Genomic DNA, 16,911 nt, shown 5'->3' with positions numbered 1-16,911 from the left:
GGAATGAAAAAATGCTATGTACAAGGAGGGAGTTGCTCCTCCTGCTGTACGCGATTAACGTTGTTCGACCGGCACGTAAGAGCGCTTATCGTGACCAACATATTCAGCGCGCGGACGAATTAGTCTGTTGTTGCTATACTGCTCCAGAATGTGGGCAAGCCAGCCTGATGTCCGGCTTACGGCGAAGATCGGAGTGAAAAGATCATGCGCAAACCCCAAGGAATGATAGACGCTCGCCGAATAAAAATCGACGTTAGGCAACAGCCCTTTTTCCTCGGTGATCATCTTATCAATTTTAACAGACATTTCATACCATTTTGGTTCGCCGGTAATTTCAGTTAGACGTTTGGACATTTCGCGCAAATGTTTCGCACGCGGGTCGCCATTTTTATAGACGCGGTGACCAAAGCCCATAATCTTTTCTTTATTATCCAATGCTTTACGGATGTAAGGCTCAACATTTTCAATCGTGTCGATCTCCGTCAGCATCTTCATCACACCTTCATTTGCTCCACCGTGGAGAGGACCTTTTAAAGCGCCAATGGCTGCTGTCATCCCGGAATAAACATCAGATAAGGTTGCCACGCATACACGCGCTGTAAATGTGGAAGCATTCAACTCATGATCTGCATGTAAAACAAGTGCTTTATTCAAGGCATTCACAGCAATTTCATCAGGCTCTTCGCCAGTTAACATATATAAGAAGTTAGCGGCGAAGCTTAAGTCGTTGCGCGGAGACACCGGCTCAAGACCGTCCCGTAAACGCGAGAAAGCTGCCACGATCGTCGGGATCTGAGCTTGAATTTTAACCGCTTTGAGGCGATTTGCTTCCTCTTCCATCACATCAGCTTGTTCATCAAATAATGCCAGACTTGAAACAGCCGTACGCAATGCAGCCATTGGATGGACTTTGTCTAACGGAAGTGCTTTCATCTGCTCGATGATCTCATTTGGAATTTCTGCATGGTCAGCCAGCTGCTGTGTAAACTGAGTAAGCTCATCCTTTTTTGGTAAGTCGCCATTCCAAAGGAGGTAAATTACCTCTTCAAAACTCGCATTATCTGCTAAATCATCAATGTCGTACCCTTGATAGGTCAGGACACTATCAATTATTGAACTAACACTTGAAGTCGTTGCTACAATACCCTCTAGACCACGAGTTGTACTCACATTAACCTCTCCTTTTCTCTAATGTTCTTCCTTTTCCCCGAACTAGTAAATGCTTACATTTACAACCAGTAAACATAAGCGCTGCTATGTAGGAAGATGTTGACACAGTCCATTATACCGATTTATTACGCTTTTGTGAACGTTTTACGTTAAACTAATTCTCGACAATCCGATCACTTTGCCCGCTTTACCTGGATGAAGCCGCTTTTCTTCGCATTAGCCGCCGAGCTTTGAAAAAAATTCAACCGCTCTCATAGCCAAATATGCAATGCCGGCACCAATTAATGGCCCGACCGCAACTCCATTGAATAATGTCACAGCGAGAATCGTTCCAAAAACGAGAGCCGTCGTAATATGCGGATCTGTCCGCAATAAATCAATTCCACTGGCTGCGATTAACGCAACAAGGATTCCGGCTCCGAGCGCAATCCAGGCATAAGAGGAACGCACCGCTTCCCCAAGCTGCTTAAACCCGATCTCACCGGTAACAATCGGCGTTAAAACGGCAATCGTAATGACCGTGACTCCAATATTAATTCCCTTTTGCTGAATAAAAGGAAAGACTTTATCTCCTAAACCTACCCATTTCAAAAGCAACAGGCAAACAACAGCAACAATTAAAGACTGGTTTTTCGCCATGATGGCGATCGCCAACAAAATAAGCATAAAAATCGACGCCTGTGAGAACAAAAAACAATCAACCTTCTTCCTAAAACAAATCTGCCTCATCCCGCATAGGCCGTTCCAACATCCATAGCAATGCCTGTTCATCATACCATAATCCTACATGATTCGCCATAACCGCCCAGCTTCTGTTACCTTCGATTACTCATAATAATAAAGTTTCCATTTTTGATGAGACGATGAAATATTTTCAGCAGCAGTGCTTTCGCAACCGTTCTCGTTTGCGGAATAAGCAAAAAGAAACCGATGGCATCCGTAATAAATCCCGGAGTGAGCAACACGAGCCCGCCGATAAGAATACAGATCCCGTCAAGCATGACCCCGCTTGGCACTTGCCCTTGCTGCGCCTGCATTTGAGCGAGCCTGATCGCCTGTAGTCCTTCCCTCTTCGCCAGCCATGCCCCTAGTATTCCAGTTGCGATAATCAGAAGAATCGTCGGCCAGACACCAATCGTTCGTCCTGATAGGAGCAACACCGCGATTTCAAGCGCGGGCACAACAATAATAAGCAACAACAGGAACCGAAACATCTGAGCTTCCTCCTTCCGCCAACCTCATTTCCTGTTAAGGAAAAAAGTTTGTCTCAACAGACATTCGGCTTACTTGAGACAAACTTTCTAATTCCGCTTAAAGCACGCTCGTATGGCCACGATAAATATCGCCGCGCGCACTGTCTACTGTAATTTCCTCCCCATCTTCAAACAGCTCCATTGCCCCTTCGACTCCGACAATGACAGGGGTACTCAAGTTAAGACCGACGACCGCCGCGTGAGAAGTCAGTCCACCTTCTTCGGTGATCACGGCCGCGGCCATTTCAAATGCCGGAATCATATCCTTATCAGTACTGTACGTAACAAGGATTGAGCCTTCTTTCATTTTCTCATTGGCCTCAAAAGCGTTTCTCGCCACCACTACTTTCCCTGATGCCGTCCGCCGGCCGATCCCCTGGCCTTTGGCAACGACCTCGCCAATAACATGGACCTTCATAATATTTGTTGTTCCCGTTTCCCCGACCGGTACCCCCGCCGTGATGACGACCAAATCACCTTGTGCCACCATCCCTGACGATACTGCGGATTCCACAGTCGATTCCAGCATTTCATCGGTGGAAGCTGCTTCTTTGCCAAGAACAGGATAGACACCCCACACGAGGTTCAGCCTGCGGATGACGCGCTCGTTGCTCGTGACGGCAACAATTGGCGATTTCGGGCGGTATTTTGAAACCATTCTTGCTGTATAACCGCTCTCAGTCGCCGATAAAATAGCAGCCGCTGACAGATTAGAGGCAGTATGGGCGACCGATTGGCCAATCGCGCTCGTAATCGTGATATTCGCTTCCTTCGTTTTCTTACGCAGCATCGCTTCATAATTCAATGCTTCCTCGGTCCGTCGCGCAATGTTGTTCATCGTCTGCACGGATTCAACCGGATAATCACCGGCCGCCGTTTCACCCGATAGCATGATCGCGTCTGTTCCATCAAAGATCGCGTTGGCAACATCACTGGCTTCCGCTCTTGTCGGGCGCGGGTTACGCTGCATCGAGTCAAGCATTTGTGTTGCCGTGATAACCGGCTTTGCGGCGTAGTTACATTTTTTGATCAACTGCTTCTGTACAAGAGGCACTTCCTCGGCAGGGATTTCAACACCGAGATCCCCACGGGCGACCATCAACCCGTCTGACACTTCTAAAATTTCGTTGATATTGTCGACACCTTCCTGATTTTCAATCTTCGGGATAATATGAATATCCGTCCCATTATGTCGTTCAAGAAGCTCACGGATTTCCAGCACGTCGGTTGCACGGCGGACAAACGAAGCCGCGATAAAGTCAACCCCCTGCTCAATTCCGAACTTAATATCAGCCGCATCCTTTTCGGTAATCCCCGGCAAGTTCACGCTGACATTCGGCACGTTGACGCCCTTTTTGTTTTTCAATGTCCCGCTGTTTAAGATCTTCGTAACAATTTCCTCGTCACGGATTTCCACGACCTCCAAGCCGATCAGTCCGTCATCGAGAAGAATTTTCGAACCTGGGTGAACATCGTCGATTAACCCCGGATACGTGATCGAAATCTTCTCCGCATTTCCAACTACCTCTGTCATGGAAATGATTAATGTTTCACCCGCCTTCAGTTCGGCTACTCCCCCCTCCAATGTTTGCGTCCGGATTTCCGGTCCCTTCGTATCAAGCAGGATCGCTACTTTTTGCCCGGTGCGCTTCTCTGCTTCACGAATATTTTCAATCCGCGCCCCGTGCTCCGCAAAATCACCGTGTGAAAAATTCAGCCTGGCGACATTCATACCAGCTTCAATAAGGGCAACAAGCTTATCGATCGATTCACTCGCCGGTCCAATCGTACATACAATCTTCGTTTTTCGCATATTAGCCTCCTAAAATAGTCATTGTTTAAATCGATAACTCCTGTGAGAGCTTGTACATCTCCTGGTCAATTGTATGCGGACGGGATAAAGCTTCGTTTATATCATGGTAGACTAGTTCATTACGCTGAATTCCGACAGTTACACCAGCTTTCCCATCAAGCAGCAGGTCAACCGCTTTAGCCCCGAGCCGGCTTGCCAGTACACGGTCAAAGCCGGTTGGTGAGCCGCCGCGCTGGATATGGCCGAGCACAGTAACACGCGTCTCCATCTTCGTTGCTTCCTGTATGCTGCGGCCGAACTCAAATCCGCTTCCGACTCCTTCCGCTACAACAATAATACTATGCTTCTTCCCCCGGTCTTGTCCACGTTTTAATCGGGAGATAATCGCGTCAAAGTCATAGTCTGCTTCCGGAATCACGATTGTTTCCGCCCCATCAGCAAGCCCCGACCAAAGCGCCAAATCACCGGCATGCCGTCCCATGACTTCGATCACATATGTACGTTCATGCGAAGTTGCCGTATCGCGGATTTTATCTATCGCATCAATGACGGTGTTTAACGCCGTGTCAAACCCGATTGTGAAATCCGTCCCCGGAATATCGTTGTCAATCGTTCCTGGGACACCGATCGTTGGAAATCCGTGCTCGGTTAATTTTTGCGCCCCGCGGTATGAACCGTCTCCGCCGATCACGACAAGCCCTTCAATCCCAAACTTCTCCAGCTGGGCGATCGCCTTTTTTTGTCCTTCTTCTGTTTTAAACTCTTCACAGCGTGCTGTATATAAAATCGTGCCGCCGCGATGGATGATATCGCCTACAGAGCCGAGCTCCATCTTCTTAATATCACCCTCGATTAAACCGGCATATCCGTAAGAGACGCCATATACTTCCACCTCATGATAAATCGCTTTCCGCACGACAGCCCGAATGGCAGCGTTCATTCCTGGAGAATCGCCCCCGCTTGTCAGAACTCCGATACGTTTCATTCTATGTACCCCCTCGACTTGTTTTGGCAAAGTGTTTGTTCTTCTTTCCCCTTACCCTACTTTTTGGACTTGTAATAGTATCTTGCTCTCAATTAAAAAAAATACCATTTTCACCGCCGGAACACAATACAGATGATTGAGCGAGCCATCAAAAGAGGAGACGGCGCCAATCGGCTTCTCTACTGCCTGAAAGCTACGCCCCGCACAGCTTTCAAAGCTTTTCAGCGGCCCTGGATAGCACATAGAGGGTGTCCCAAAAGCCAGCACTTTTAGAACACCCTCTCCTTTATTCAACAGGCATGACATCGTTTACAAGCCCGTATTCTCCAATTTTTTTGTACTTTTCATAGCGATTTTCTATTAGTTCTTCTTCAGACAGCTTCGATAATGCTGTCAGAGAAGCCGTCAATACGTCGTCTATCGCTTCTGCCTGTCGCTTGACGTCTTTATGGGCACCGCCCTTAACTTCATGGATAATTTCATCAATAATCCCTAATTCTTTTAAATCCGGCGCTGTAATTCTCATTGATTCTGCCGCCTTTTGCGCCAGCGAAGCATCCTTCCAAAGGAGAGCCGCTGCCCCTTCCGGCGAAATAACGGAATAGGTCGAATTCTCGAGCATATGAACATGATTGCCGACACCTAACGCCAGCGCTCCGCCACTGCCGCCTTCCCCAATCACGACGCAAATAACAGGCACCTTCAATCCGGCCATTTCAAGCAGGTTTCTGGCAATCGCTTCACTTTGACCACGCTCTTCAGCAGCCTTTCCAGGGTAGGCTCCTTTTGTATCGATAAAGCAAAAAATCGGCCGATTAAACTTCTCAGCCTGTTTCATTAAGCGCAGCGCTTTCCGGTACCCTTCAGGATGAGGCATTCCGAAGTTGCGGCGAATGTTTTCTTTTGTATCTTTTCCACGCTGATGACCAATCACCGTGACCGGTCTCCCGTGAAATTTCGCGATGCCACCGACAATCGCCTCATCATCGCCAAATAAGCGGTCGCCATGGAGTTCAAGAAAGTCGGTAAACAAATGCTCGATATAATCCAACGTCGTCGGCCGCTCGCTATGGCGGGCCAGCTGAACCCGCTCCCAAGGCTGCAAATTGCCGTAAATCTCTTCCTCCAGCTTCTGCAATCGTCTTTCCAGTTTTACAATTTCATCGGTTAAATCGATATCTTTTTCTTCGGTGAAATGCCGAAGCTCACTGATTTTATTCTTCAATTCGGTAATCGGCTTCTCAAAACCTAGTTCACTCGCCATGCTTGAGCACCTCCTTTGTTATGAAGCGTGAATATCCAATATATTTCGAAGTGTTTCTTTCATCTCCAGACGCGGAACAACACGATCAAGCTGGCCATGCTTAAGCAGGAACTCCGCGGTCTGGAAATCATCAGGCAGCTCCTGGCGAATCGTCTGTTCAATAATGCGTCGTCCGGCAAAGCCGATCAGCGCTTTCGGTTCGGCGAAATTATAATCACCCAATGAAGCGAAGCTCGCTGACACCCCGCCTGTTGTCGGATGCGTCATGATGGAAATAAAAAGCCCACCCTCACGATGTAATTTCTGCAGGGCGGCACTTGTTTTCGCCATTTGCATCAAGCTAAGAACCCCCTCCTGCATTCTTGCTCCACCGGAAGCGGAAAACAGGATAAACGGCAGTTTCTTGTCAATTGCCCGCTCTACAGCCAACGTGATTTTTTCACCGACAACCGACCCCATGCTTCCCATCCGGAAGCGGGCATCCATAACAGCTGCCACGGCGCCAAAACCGCCAATTTGCCCTTCGCCTGTCACGACCGCTTCATTGATGCCGGTTTTCTTGCGGTCCGCTTCAAGCTTTTCTTCATAGGCATCAAAGCCTAAAGGGTTAAGGCTCGTCATATTCTGATTAAATTCAACGAACGTACCACTGTCAAATATACTATTCATCCGGTCATAGGCTGCCATACGGTGATGATGACCGCATGTGTCGCACACATATAAATTCTTTTTCAATTCTTTCGTATACATAATCGTTCTGCAAGCGGGACACTTCGTCATTAAGCCTTCCGGCACTTCCTGCTTGGCACGCTCAGAAGGGATTGTCGCATACCGCTTTTTTTTCTTTAAAAAATCCTTAAGCATTTTTCCACCTCGCTCGCTTAAGCTTTCGTAATCTATGATCTAAAACGAAACAGCTCAATCAAAAACGGCTATTTTGCAAATGACGTTTCATCGCCGCAATTGCTGCTTCGCTGTCTCTTCCTTTAAGCGCCTGATAAATCTCTTCATGTTCGGCAATAGAAGCGCTCATTCTTCCTGCCCGTTTCAACGATTGTTCAATCGCCACCTTGTTGTACTCGACCAATGCCATCCATAGATTAAGCAGAAGCTGATTTTGGCAGGAAGCGACGATCGTTTTATGAAATAAATAATCCTCTTCCACCGGCAGATCACCATGAGCCCACTCTTCTTTCGCTTCATTGATCAGACTGTTCAGGCGTTCAATTGCTTCTTCATCCATTCGTTCACAGGCCAAGCGCAGTGCTTCCACTTCGACAATTCTTCTCGTTTCGCTCAGATCCTGCTTAGCACTTTCACTTTTCAATAAAAAAGATAAAATAATGTCAATTAATTGAAAGCTGCCAGCCGGTTTAATAAAGGTACCTTCCCCGCGCCTTGTCTCAATTAAATCAAGCAGTTCAAGCGCTCGCAGCGCCTCTCTGACAGAGGAGCGACCAACATCAAGTCGGTCGCTCAGTTCTCTTTCAGAAGGAAGCTTATCTCCACTCGTTAACTGATCATGCTGGATAATTTGATTAATTTTTTTGATGATTTCTACGTATACCTTCGGCTGTCCTGATGACATAATGTCATCCCTCACCTTTTATTCGTTTCCGATAATAGCCATTTTTCTCGTTCTCTCAGCTATTTCTTCAGGGTCTACTTTCTTTCTGGCAACGCCGGTCTCCATCGCTGTCTTCGCTACAGCTGCTGCAACAGCCGGAGCAACCCGCGCATCAAATGGTGCCGGAATCACATAATCAGAAGAAAGCTCTGACTCAGCGACAAGATCAGCAATCGCATAAACGGCGGCAACCTTCATTTCCTCGTTAATATGAGTCGCACGTACATCAAGCGCTCCGCGGAAAATTCCCGGGAAAGCAAGAACATTGTTCACTTGGTTAGGGAAATCAGAACGTCCTGTTCCAATGACTTTCGCCCCGGCAGCTTTGGCTTCTTCCGGCATAATTTCAGGCACAGGGTTCGCCATCGCAAAAATAATCGGATCTGCATTCATGCTCTCGACCATCTCTTTTGATAATGCGCCGGCAACGGAAACCCCGATAAAGACATCCGCGCCCTTAATGACGTCAGCGAGACTTCCCTCTAAACGGTCCGGATTCGTAAATTTCGCCACTTCGTCCTTCATCTGGTTCATCCCGTAAGAACGCCCGTCGAAAATAGCGCCTCTTGAATCACACATAATGACATCGCGGATTCCCATGCGCTGCATCAATTTAATGATCGCGATTCCGGCTGAACCGGCTCCGTTCGCCACTACTTTAATTTCTGACATTTTCTTCCCAGTCAGCTTTAACGCATTAATAAGTCCGGCTAGTGTGACGATCGCCGTTCCGTGCTGGTCGTCATGGAAGATCGGAATATTTGTTTCTTTCTTCAGACGCTCTTCAATTTCAAAGCAATCCGGTGCAGCAATATCCTCAAGATTGACCCCGCCGAAAGTCGGCTCCATTAATTTCACCGTTTCAACGATTTTATCGATATCTGTTGTGCGCAGGCAAATAGGAAAGGAATCAACGCCGGCAAATGACTTAAATAAGACAGCTTTTCCTTCCATAACCGGTAAAGAAGCTTCAGGACCAATATTCCCCAATCCAAGCACAGCAGTACCATTGCTGACTACGGCTACCATGTTTCCCTTCATTGTATACTCATATACGCTTTCAACGTCCTCAAAGATTTCCTTACAAGGTTCAGCCACTCCCGGTGAATACGCTAAGCTTAAATCCTGAGCATTTCGCACAGGGACCTTCGACGTTGTCTCCAGCTTCCCTTGATTTTCGCGGTGAATATGTAAGGCTTCTTCTCTTGTTGTTGCCACAACAGACACACTCCTTCTTTTATAAATAAATTTGATTTCCTTAGATTGAATCCTGTTTTTCACTAATGGTCTGACCACTTAAAACAACCTTTATTATATAGAAAGTTCAGTCATAAGCCAAGAGATATTCCTGATTTCCCTTATTTATTATACGACTGCAGCACGACATTTTCCTTCCCCAACAGCCCGATTAATTGGTCGAGACATTCAGCAGCCGCATTGACATACCAGTCTTGAGGGAGAATCTTTTTTTCTTTTGTTTCAGCATGATAAAGCACGACCGGAACCGTTCCCGGATAAGCTTGAAGCTGCGCTTTCACCTGCTCAATCTTCGAAGCCGTTTCCGGTAAAATCCGCAGAAACAGGAGTTTACGAGGCTCGACCGTAAGCTGCTGCAGCCGGATCGCCTTTTCAATGATAAGCTGCTGCCGTTTAGCGTCCGCCCTGCCTTCAACAAACAGAAGCTCGCCTTCTTTGAAAAGCTCTTTCGCTGCCTTCCAGGCTGATGGAAAAGCGACAACTTCTGCCTCGCCCGCCTCATCACTCAGCTTGGCGAAAGCCATCTGCTCATTTTTTTTCGTTTTGATTTCTCTGACCTGGACCACCAGTCCCGCCGCCCGGATCACCCCTTTCGCTGTCAGCGCCTCGCTCAATGTTCGACGCCCCCTCCCTTCCAGCTTCTCTTTATACATTTCCACCGGATGAGAGGAAAGGTAAAACCCAAGTGCTTCCCGTTCCATATCGAGCTTTTCCTGAACGGTGAGCGGTTCGGCAGCCTCATATTGCGGCGGCGGCACTTCGACGGTGAACAATCCAGCGGTTTCTTCCTGAAAGCTTTTGACTGTGTCCGCAAACTCAAACGCCGCTTGCAGGGAATGGAGCAAGGTCGCCCGATCCTCCGCAAACTCATCCAGCGCACCTGCTTTGATCAGCTGTTCGATTGCTTTTTTGTTAACGAGCTTCGTGTCAACGCGGACGACAAAGTCAAACAGATCAGAAAACGGCTTTCGCTCGCGCTCCGTCAAAATCGCCTGCACGGCCTTTACCCCTACGTGGGCAATCGGCAAAAGGCCAAAGCGGATCGCTGATTGCTCCTCGGTAAAGAGCTGGTCGCTTTTTGACAGAGAAGGGGGCAGGATCCGATAGCCGGCATTCCGGCATTCCTGGAGATGATGAGCCAGTTTTTCATGATGGTGCCAGACGCTGGAGAGCAGCGCTGTATAAAACGCCAGCGGATAATGGGCTTTCAGATAAGCGAGCTGATAGCTGAGCATGCTGTACGCGACGGCATGGCTTCGGTTAAAGCCATAGTCAGCAAACCGTTCAATTAAGGCAAAAACCTGCTCCGCAAGCTCCGACCCGTACCCTTGGCGTAACGCCCCTTGCTGAAAAGCCTCCTTTTGCCGCGCCAATTCCACTTTGTTCTTTTTGCTGATTGCTCTTCTTAATAAATCGGCTTCCGCCAAGGAAAAACCGGCGAGCACCGAAGCGATTTGCATAATTTGCTCCTGATAAATGATGACGCCATATGTTTTGGCCAAAACCGGCTCCAAATCCGGATGAAGATAGTGGACCTGCTCCGGTTGGCGCTTGCCTCGAATATAATCGTCGATAAATTTCATCGGGCCGGGCCGGTAAAGAGCGTTGACGGCCACGATATCTTCAAAGTCAGTCGGCTTGAGGTCGATCAGCGTCCGCCGCATTCCCTGTGACTCCAATTGAAAAATTCCCGTCGTATCGCCGGCACCGAGCAGCTGATAGGTCGGCGCGTCATCAAGCGGAATCGCGGCCAGATTAAACGGGCGATGCTGCTCGTGAACAAGCTGGACGATCCGTTCCAGCAACGTCAAGTTCCGCAATCCGAGAAAGTCAAACTTCAGCAATCCGAGCTCCTCGACGACCTCCATCGTCGCCTGGGTCAGCGACATCCCGCCCTGACCCGCTTGCAGCGCGACGATTTCCGGCAATGGTTCGGCACTGATCACGACTCCCGCGGCATGTGTCGAGGAATGCTTCGGCAGCCCTTCCAGCTGTGTCGCGAGCGTCCACAGCTCCTCCGCTTCAGTTGATTGCTTAATCAGCTGTTGCAGCCGCGTGCTGCCTCTCAGCGCTTTCTCCAGCGTAATCCCCGGCGAGGCGGGCACTTCTTTGGCGATTTGCTCGGTTACCGTCCCCAGGCCCAGCGCCTTGCCAACGTCACGGATGACAGCCTTTGCCGCCAGCGTTCCGAATGTCAGAATTTGCGCCACATGCCGCTCTCCGTACTTTTCCTTGACATAGGCGATGATCTCGTCGCGGCGATGGTCGGGAAAGTCGAGATCAATATCCGGCAAGGAAACGCGCTCTGGATTCAAAAAACGCTCAAACAGCAGTTCATATTTCAACGGATCGACATGGGTAATATAAAGCGCATAAGCGACAAGTGAACCGGCAGCCGAGCCTCGGCCCGGTCCTGTATGAATCTGCCGTTGTCTCGCATAGCGTAAAATATCCCAAACGATTAAAAAATAATCACTGAAGCCCATCCTGATAATCGTGCCCAGTTCATGCTCCAGTCTGGCAAGCATCGGCTCCGTCACCTGTTGATAACGCTCCTTTAATCCCTGCTCGCACAAGTGGCGCAGCTGCTTTTCCGCCGGCACCGCCGCTTCCGCTTTAAATTTCGGCATGCGCCGTTCGCCAAGTGTCAGCTGCACCGTGCAGGCAGATGCAAGCAATTCAGAGTTGCGGAGCGCCTCTGGTACGTTTTGAAAGCGGTCGCTCATTTCAGCAGGGCTGTGTAAATAGGCGATCCGTTCCCTGTCGGTAAAGACGCTGTCTGCCAGCCTGCTCCCCTGCTGAATCGAGCGCGCCACCTGATACGCGCTGACGTCCTCCTTTTCTGTAAAAAAGACAGGAGGAGCGGCGAGCAGCCGCAAACCGGAAACTTGCGCGAACGCCTTACGTGCTTCATAGTCATCACCATAATCCTCTTCAATCGCGAGGAACCAATCGGAGGATTCGGTCCCGCCTTTCCAGCGATTGATCCAGTCAAGTGCTTTTGGATACTGGCCTTCCTGCAGCCAAAGATCAAGGGGGCCGGTCCGGCTCGGCAGTACGACAAGCACTTCCCGCAAATGAGGAAGCATTTCCTCACGCGTCAGAAACGGCTCTTTTTCCTCTTTATGGCCAAGGATCGTCGCTAGCTGCAATAAGTTGGCATAGCCCTGATTATTTTTGGCATAAAGGCGAAGAGTGGCCGAAGCCTGCTGCTCCGCCTCATATTGGATGGTCAGCTCAAGCCCGAAGATCGGCTTGATCTGATTGGCAACGCAAGCCTGATAAAAGGGAACCGCCCCGTACATCACATGACGATCGCTTAATGCCAGCGCCTGATAGCCAAGCTCTTTCGCTTTTTTCACGAAAGCAGGCAACCGATTTGTAGCAGATAGTAGGCTGTATTCACTATAAACATAGCTTTGAACAACCATCCAATCGCCCCCTTCCTAAAAATAAGTCCATGTATCCTAGTATAGTATAAATGATCGGCTGCTGTCTCATTAGCTGGTTGTCCGGCGCTTTTTGCAGCGACCGGGACAACGGCAGTCATAATTCTGTTCTCATTCCGTATACATAGTAATATGGATAAGCCCTTGTACGGAAGCACGAGAGTGAAAGGAGGAACAGAGTATGTTGGACCGGGAGCTGCTGGCTACGTTAATCATAGACTTCTTCGTCGCCTTCGGTGTTTTAATCGGCGGCGCGATTATAGGCGGGATCGGTGCCTTTCTCATCGGAAAGCCTCCCCTTTCTGTTATGAATGATTTAGCCAGCAGCTTAAAAATCTGGGCGATCGTAGCAGCGATCGGTGGAACGTTTGACGCGATTACAACCATTGAACGGGGGCTTTTTAACGGCGCTCATGATGATATTTTCAAGACGGGGCTAATGATCTTTGCCGCCCTCTGCGGCGCGCATTCAGGGACGCTGCTGCTGCAGTGGATCGTAGGGGAGACACTGTCATGAGAATCCCCCCGTTCTTCGAGCGGCCAAGCTGGCAGCGTTTTTTTGCCGGGGTCATCATTGGCGTTCTCATCGGCTGGTTCTTTTTTGTTTATCAGTATGGACAAGTGTATGAAGGCTTGATGCTGCGTATTTCTAAACAGGAGGCGCTGATCCATAAGCAGCAGGAACGAATTGACGGGCTCGTCAGCGAGCAGACGAAGCTGAATGAAGAGAATCAAAAAAAGCTGACGATCCAGCAGGTTGAAATTGTTTACGTAAATGACCGGCGCCTGCGCCTCAACCAGTTAACATTATTCGAATTGAGAGAACAGGCGCTTAACGAGCTGCAGTTTATTGAACGGAAAGATATTGAAACGGTGGCGACAATGAAAGATTCGATTATAAAAACGTTGGAGAATAAAGTGTTTCATGTCGGAGAAGGCCGCTACCAGCTTGATGTGAAGGAAGTCTATTTGTTTACGACGTTACGGCTTTATGTAGAAATTACGCTGCCGAGCGCTTGAGACAAAACGAGCTCCTATTGGCAATCGCAGTCGCCGAGGTTTTCGCACATTGCTTAAGGGCTGGGCAAAAGCAGCCTTTTGTCCCAGCCCCGGCAGCGTAGCCAAAACAGGATTGACTATGCCCGTTCTTTGTCAGTCCCCTCTTCGCTTGAAGCCCGCACAAGCTTCGCGACAATCTCCTCTGTTTCCTCCCAGGAATACGCCGTCGCTCCGGCAGCCATCGGATGGCCTCCTCCGCCGTGCTCGGCGGCAATCTCGTTAATCACCGGTCCTTTGGAACGCAATCTGACTCTGATCTTATCCTCCTCCTCAACGAAGAAAACCCATGTCCGTAAGCCCTCCACATCGGAAAAGCAATTGACGAGCTGCGATGATTCATTGGCTGTCACCTGAAACTGCTCCAGCAGCTCCTTTGTCAGCCGCATGACGCCGACGCGCTCAGCGACAATCGAAAAATGCTGCAGAACATAGCCTTGCAAGCGAATTATTTTCAAATCTTTTTTATGAAAGTTGGAATAAAACGCATTCTGGTCAAATGCTTCGGCGACAAGCAAACTCGTCCGTCTTAACGTATCAGCGCTCGTGTTTGAAAAACGGAACCTGCCCGTGTCCCCTACGATGCCCGCATAAAGCAGTTCAGCAGAGTCAGCGTCCAGTTCAAAACCGCGTTCCTTGCCCTGGATCGCCAATTCAACGATCATTTCACTGACGGAGCTAAAGCTCGTGTCAACCCAGATAAGATCGCCATACGGCTCCTCATTCGGGTGGTGATCGATTTTAATCAGGTAAGCGCCCCTGTCATAGCGCGCATCACTGATCCGCGCCGTATTAGCCGTATCGCACACGATCACGAGTGCTCCCTCATATTGTTCATCCTTTACCGTATCCATCTCCCCTAAAAAAGCTAAGGAGGGTTCTTCCTCACCGACGGCAAAAATGTTCTTTTCCGGATAACGCTTCTTAAGAAGCGAAGCAAGCCCGAGCTGGGATCCTAAAGCGTCGGGGTCCGGCCGTTCATGACGATGAATAATAACCGTCTCGAAAGCGGCAACTTGATCAAGAATAGTAGCAATCAATTTATTCAGCTCTCTTTCTGTTCAACTTTCCTTCACTGGTATTCTTTCTCTTATAACGATACAATATCAGCATGACCTATGAAACAAGGAGGCCTCATTGTGGATAAAATATTTACGATTATCATTATCTTTTCTGCCGTCTTTTTTATTTATAACAAAATAAAAACATGGCGTACCCCGCCATCGTTATTAAATCGTCTCTATCAAACGAAGGCGACGCTCTCGCTCGGCTTTTTCCTCACCGCCTTTGGCGCCAACCTGCTGTTCACGCCACGCGGTACAATCGACATTGTCGTCGGAGCGGTTTTTGCCCTTTTAGGAATCGCCAATATCGTTTTTGGCTACCGCGCTTACCGCCATTACATCCCTCAGCTCGACGAGTAGTCTTTCCTCACTTTCGTGAGACCAATGAAAGAGAGAAACTAAAACGCTCCGATCATCCGAGGTTGGGACAAAAGGTTGTTTTTCACCTTTTTTCCAGTCTCTACGCAATGAGCGGAACCGCCACGATTTTTTTTGGAAAGCCTGTTGTGAGTGGATTTCTCACAACAGGCTTGTGGCGTGTGAAGCCATTGCCAATAGGTCCAAAAGCTAGTTTTGTCTCAAGCTCGATCTTCTTCTCGTGCCGCGAACGTTGCTAGTCTGGCATCTCCTGATTCCCTGCTATTTGACTTTAGGATTAAGGTTCAATCAACTGGGCCATCATCAATGCCTTGCCGACGATCTCCCCATTAAAGTACAGCTCGACGTCAATTTTTCCGTGCTTCCGTCCAATTTCCAATATTTTTGGTCTGATCATGATCATACTCTCGATCTGGACAGGCTTAATAAAGTAAATCGTAATATTCTCGACAACTAGATCACCTTTTTTGTATTTCCGCAACACTCTGCTTCCACTTTCGGTGACAAGCGTCGTCATGACGCCGTAGGAAATCGTCCCGAGCTGATTCGTCATTTGCGGTGAAACCTCGCATTCGAACATATAGCCTTCCTCGACGGCCTTTTCCTCGATCCGGCTCGTGACGATATCTTCAATCGTTTCACCGACATGAGGCTGCCGTTGCACCATTTGCAACGCTTTCAGCACATCCTGCCTGCTAATGATGCCAAGCAGCCGGCGCTGCTCGTCAATAACGGGCAACAGCTCGATTCCTTCCCACACCATAACGTGCGCCACAGCAGCGACGGTCGTATGCTCATTGACCGTAATCGGATTGCGGGTCATCACCTTTTCAATCGGAGTTTGCTTCGTCGCCCCGAGCACATCCTTTGCGGCGACCATGCCCTGAATTTTCATTTGGGCATCAATGACCGGATAACGGCTGTGCCCGGTTTTTTCATTCAGTTCATGCCACTTCTCGACATTGTTCTGCGTCGTCATGTAAAACGTGTCCTGCAACGGAATCAAAATATCATCGACCAGCACGATCTCCTTTTTAATTAGCTGGTCATAGATCGCCCGGTTAATCATCGTCGCCACAGTGAACGTATCATAGCTCGTCGAGATAATCGGCAAATCCAGCTCATCCGCCAGCTGAATCACCTCTTCGCTCGTGTCGAAGCCCCCGGTGATCAAAACAGCCGCCCCCGCCTCCAAAGCGAGCCTGTGGCCCTGATAGCGGTTTCCTACAATGAGAAGATTTCCCGCTTCGACATAGCGCATCATCGCGTCAAGCTTCATCGCCCCGATGACAAAGCGGTTGAGTGTCTTATACAACCCCTGCCGTCCCCCGAGAACTTGTCCATCGACGATGTTTACGATTTCAGCAAAGGTCAGCTTTTCAATATTTTCCTTCTTTTTCTTCTCGATCCGAATCGTCCCAACGCGCTCGATGGTGCTGACAAGCCCCTGGTTTTCGGCCTCTTTAATCGCACGGTAAGCCGTGCCTTCACTTACGAGCAACGCTTTGGCAATAGAACGAACAGAAATTTTTTCTCCTACCTCAAGGTCAGTAATATACTCAATAATCTGCTCATGCTTTGTTTTTGTCGGCATA

General features: G+C 48.9%; 16 protein-coding genes. 3 read left to right on the top strand and 13 right to left on the bottom strand.

Annotation, left to right across the window (positions count from 1 at the left end):
* Positions 1–54 precede the first annotated feature (54 nt).
* The 11 genes from citZ to dnaE form a co-directional block, all read right to left on the bottom strand.
* Positions 55–1,170 carry a citrate synthase gene (citZ, locus tag M3202_RS13240; RefSeq protein ID WP_251223812.1) on the bottom strand — a complete coding sequence of 372 codons (1,116 nt, stop codon included), beginning with the start codon at positions 1,168–1,170 and terminating at the stop codon, positions 55–57.
* A gap of 216 nt (positions 1,171–1,386) precedes the next feature.
* Positions 1,387–1,860, bottom strand: coding sequence for a DUF441 domain-containing protein (locus M3202_RS13235; protein WP_251192383.1), 474 nt, complete (start codon positions 1,858–1,860; stop codon positions 1,387–1,389).
* A gap of 125 nt (positions 1,861–1,985) precedes the next feature.
* The gene (locus M3202_RS13230; RefSeq protein ID WP_251223811.1) at positions 1,986–2,384 is read right to left on the bottom strand and encodes an FxsA family protein; all 399 of its coding nucleotides are present in this window, start codon (positions 2,382–2,384) and stop codon (positions 1,986–1,988) included.
* 97 nt (positions 2,385–2,481) lie between these two features.
* Positions 2,482–4,236 (bottom strand): pyruvate kinase, encoded by a 1,755-nt coding sequence (gene pyk, locus M3202_RS13225; RefSeq protein WP_251223810.1) that lies wholly within the window; start codon positions 4,234–4,236, stop codon positions 2,482–2,484.
* Positions 4,237–4,261: 25 nt separating this feature from the next.
* Positions 4,262–5,221, bottom strand: a complete 960-nt coding sequence (gene pfkA, locus M3202_RS13220; RefSeq protein WP_251192380.1) for a 6-phosphofructokinase — start codon at positions 5,219–5,221, stop codon at positions 4,262–4,264.
* A gap of 51 nt (positions 5,222–5,272) precedes the next feature.
* A complete protein-coding gene (locus M3202_RS13215) occupies positions 5,273–5,515 on the bottom strand; it encodes a hypothetical protein (protein ID WP_251223809.1) in 243 nt (80 codons plus the stop codon).
* Positions 5,508–6,485 (bottom strand): acetyl-CoA carboxylase carboxyl transferase subunit alpha, encoded by a 978-nt coding sequence (gene accA / locus M3202_RS13210; protein ID WP_251223808.1) that lies wholly within the window; start codon positions 6,483–6,485, stop codon positions 5,508–5,510. The genes M3202_RS13215 and accA overlap by 8 nt, the downstream gene beginning before the upstream one ends.
* 18 nt (positions 6,486–6,503) lie before the next feature.
* The gene (gene accD, locus M3202_RS13205; protein ID WP_251223807.1) at positions 6,504–7,349 is read right to left on the bottom strand and encodes an acetyl-CoA carboxylase, carboxyltransferase subunit beta; all 846 of its coding nucleotides are present in this window, start codon (positions 7,347–7,349) and stop codon (positions 6,504–6,506) included.
* A gap of 58 nt (positions 7,350–7,407) precedes the next feature.
* Positions 7,408–8,073: a FadR/GntR family transcriptional regulator gene (locus tag M3202_RS13200; protein ID WP_251223806.1), complete on the bottom strand. Its 666-nt coding sequence runs from the start codon at positions 8,071–8,073 to the stop codon at positions 7,408–7,410.
* Between the two features lie 18 nt (positions 8,074–8,091).
* Entirely contained in the window at positions 8,092–9,330 is a 1,239-nt protein-coding gene (gene ystJ, locus M3202_RS13195) for an NADP-dependent malic enzyme (protein ID WP_251223805.1), read from the bottom strand.
* Positions 9,331–9,470: 140 nt separating this feature from the next.
* Positions 9,471–12,800 (bottom strand): DNA polymerase III subunit alpha, encoded by a 3,330-nt coding sequence (gene dnaE, locus M3202_RS13190; RefSeq protein ID WP_251223804.1) that lies wholly within the window; start codon positions 12,798–12,800, stop codon positions 9,471–9,473.
* A 202-nt stretch (positions 12,801–13,002) separates the two neighbouring features.
* Between dnaE and ytrH the strand changes: the two genes are divergently transcribed.
* The gene (gene ytrH / locus M3202_RS13185; protein ID WP_285890475.1) at positions 13,003–13,335 is read left to right on the top strand and encodes a sporulation membrane protein YtrH; all 333 of its coding nucleotides are present in this window, start codon (positions 13,003–13,005) and stop codon (positions 13,333–13,335) included.
* Entirely contained in the window at positions 13,332–13,838 is a 507-nt protein-coding gene (gene ytrI, locus M3202_RS13180; RefSeq protein WP_251223802.1) for a sporulation membrane protein YtrI, read from the top strand. Before ytrH ends, ytrI begins: the two co-directional genes overlap by 4 nt.
* 116 nt (positions 13,839–13,954) lie before the next feature.
* Here ytrI and M3202_RS13175 read toward each other — a convergent pair whose 3' ends face one another.
* Complete coding sequence (locus M3202_RS13175; RefSeq protein WP_251223801.1) at positions 13,955–14,914, bottom strand: DHH family phosphoesterase; 960 nt, start codon at positions 14,912–14,914, stop codon at positions 13,955–13,957.
* Positions 14,915–15,013: 99 nt separating this feature from the next.
* On the opposite strand from M3202_RS13175, the gene M3202_RS13170 reads away from it, so the two are divergent.
* The gene (locus tag M3202_RS13170) at positions 15,014–15,298 is read left to right on the top strand and encodes a YtpI family protein (protein ID WP_251223800.1); all 285 of its coding nucleotides are present in this window, start codon (positions 15,014–15,016) and stop codon (positions 15,296–15,298) included.
* Between the two features lie 295 nt (positions 15,299–15,593).
* On the opposite strand, the gene M3202_RS13165 is transcribed toward M3202_RS13170, so the two are convergent.
* Positions 15,594–16,910 carry a CBS domain-containing protein gene (locus M3202_RS13165; protein WP_251223799.1) on the bottom strand — a complete coding sequence of 439 codons (1,317 nt, stop codon included), beginning with the start codon at positions 16,908–16,910 and terminating at the stop codon, positions 15,594–15,596.
* Position 16,911 lies beyond the last annotated feature (1 nt).

The sequence above is a fragment of the Halalkalibacter oceani genome, assembly GCF_023715605.1.
GTDB classification, from domain to species: domain Bacteria; phylum Bacillota; class Bacilli; order Bacillales; family Bacillaceae_D; genus Halalkalibacter; species Halalkalibacter oceani.
Note: the sequence above shows the minus strand (reverse complement) of the source record. Positions and strands in the feature narration are given on the sequence as shown.

Excerpts from the sequence above, each read along its gene's own strand:
- M3202_RS13230 (WP_251223811.1), bottom strand. The coding sequence starts at position 2,384 with ATGTTTCGGTTCCTGTTGTTGCTTATTATTGTTGTGCCCGCGCTTGAA.
- pyk (WP_251223810.1), bottom strand. The coding sequence starts at position 4,236 with ATGCGAAAAACGAAGATTGTATGTACGATTGGACCGGCGAGTGAATCG.
- pfkA (WP_251192380.1), bottom strand. The coding sequence starts at position 5,221 with ATGAAACGTATCGGAGTTCTGACAAGCGGGGGCGATTCTCCAGGAATG.
- accA (WP_251223808.1), bottom strand. The coding sequence starts at position 6,485 with ATGGCGAGTGAACTAGGTTTTGAGAAGCCGATTACCGAATTGAAGAAT.
- accD (WP_251223807.1), bottom strand. The coding sequence starts at position 7,349 with ATGCTTAAGGATTTTTTAAAGAAAAAAAAGCGGTATGCGACAATCCCT.
- M3202_RS13200 (WP_251223806.1), bottom strand. The coding sequence starts at position 8,073 with ATGTCATCAGGACAGCCGAAGGTATACGTAGAAATCATCAAAAAAATT.
- dnaE (WP_251223804.1), bottom strand. The coding sequence starts at position 12,800 with ATGGTTGTTCAAAGCTATGTTTATAGTGAATACAGCCTACTATCTGCT.
- ytrI (WP_251223802.1), top strand. The coding sequence starts at position 13,332 with ATGAGAATCCCCCCGTTCTTCGAGCGGCCAAGCTGGCAGCGTTTTTTT.
- M3202_RS13165 (WP_251223799.1), bottom strand. The coding sequence starts at position 16,910 with ATGCCGACAAAAACAAAGCATGAGCAGATTATTGAGTATATTACTGAC.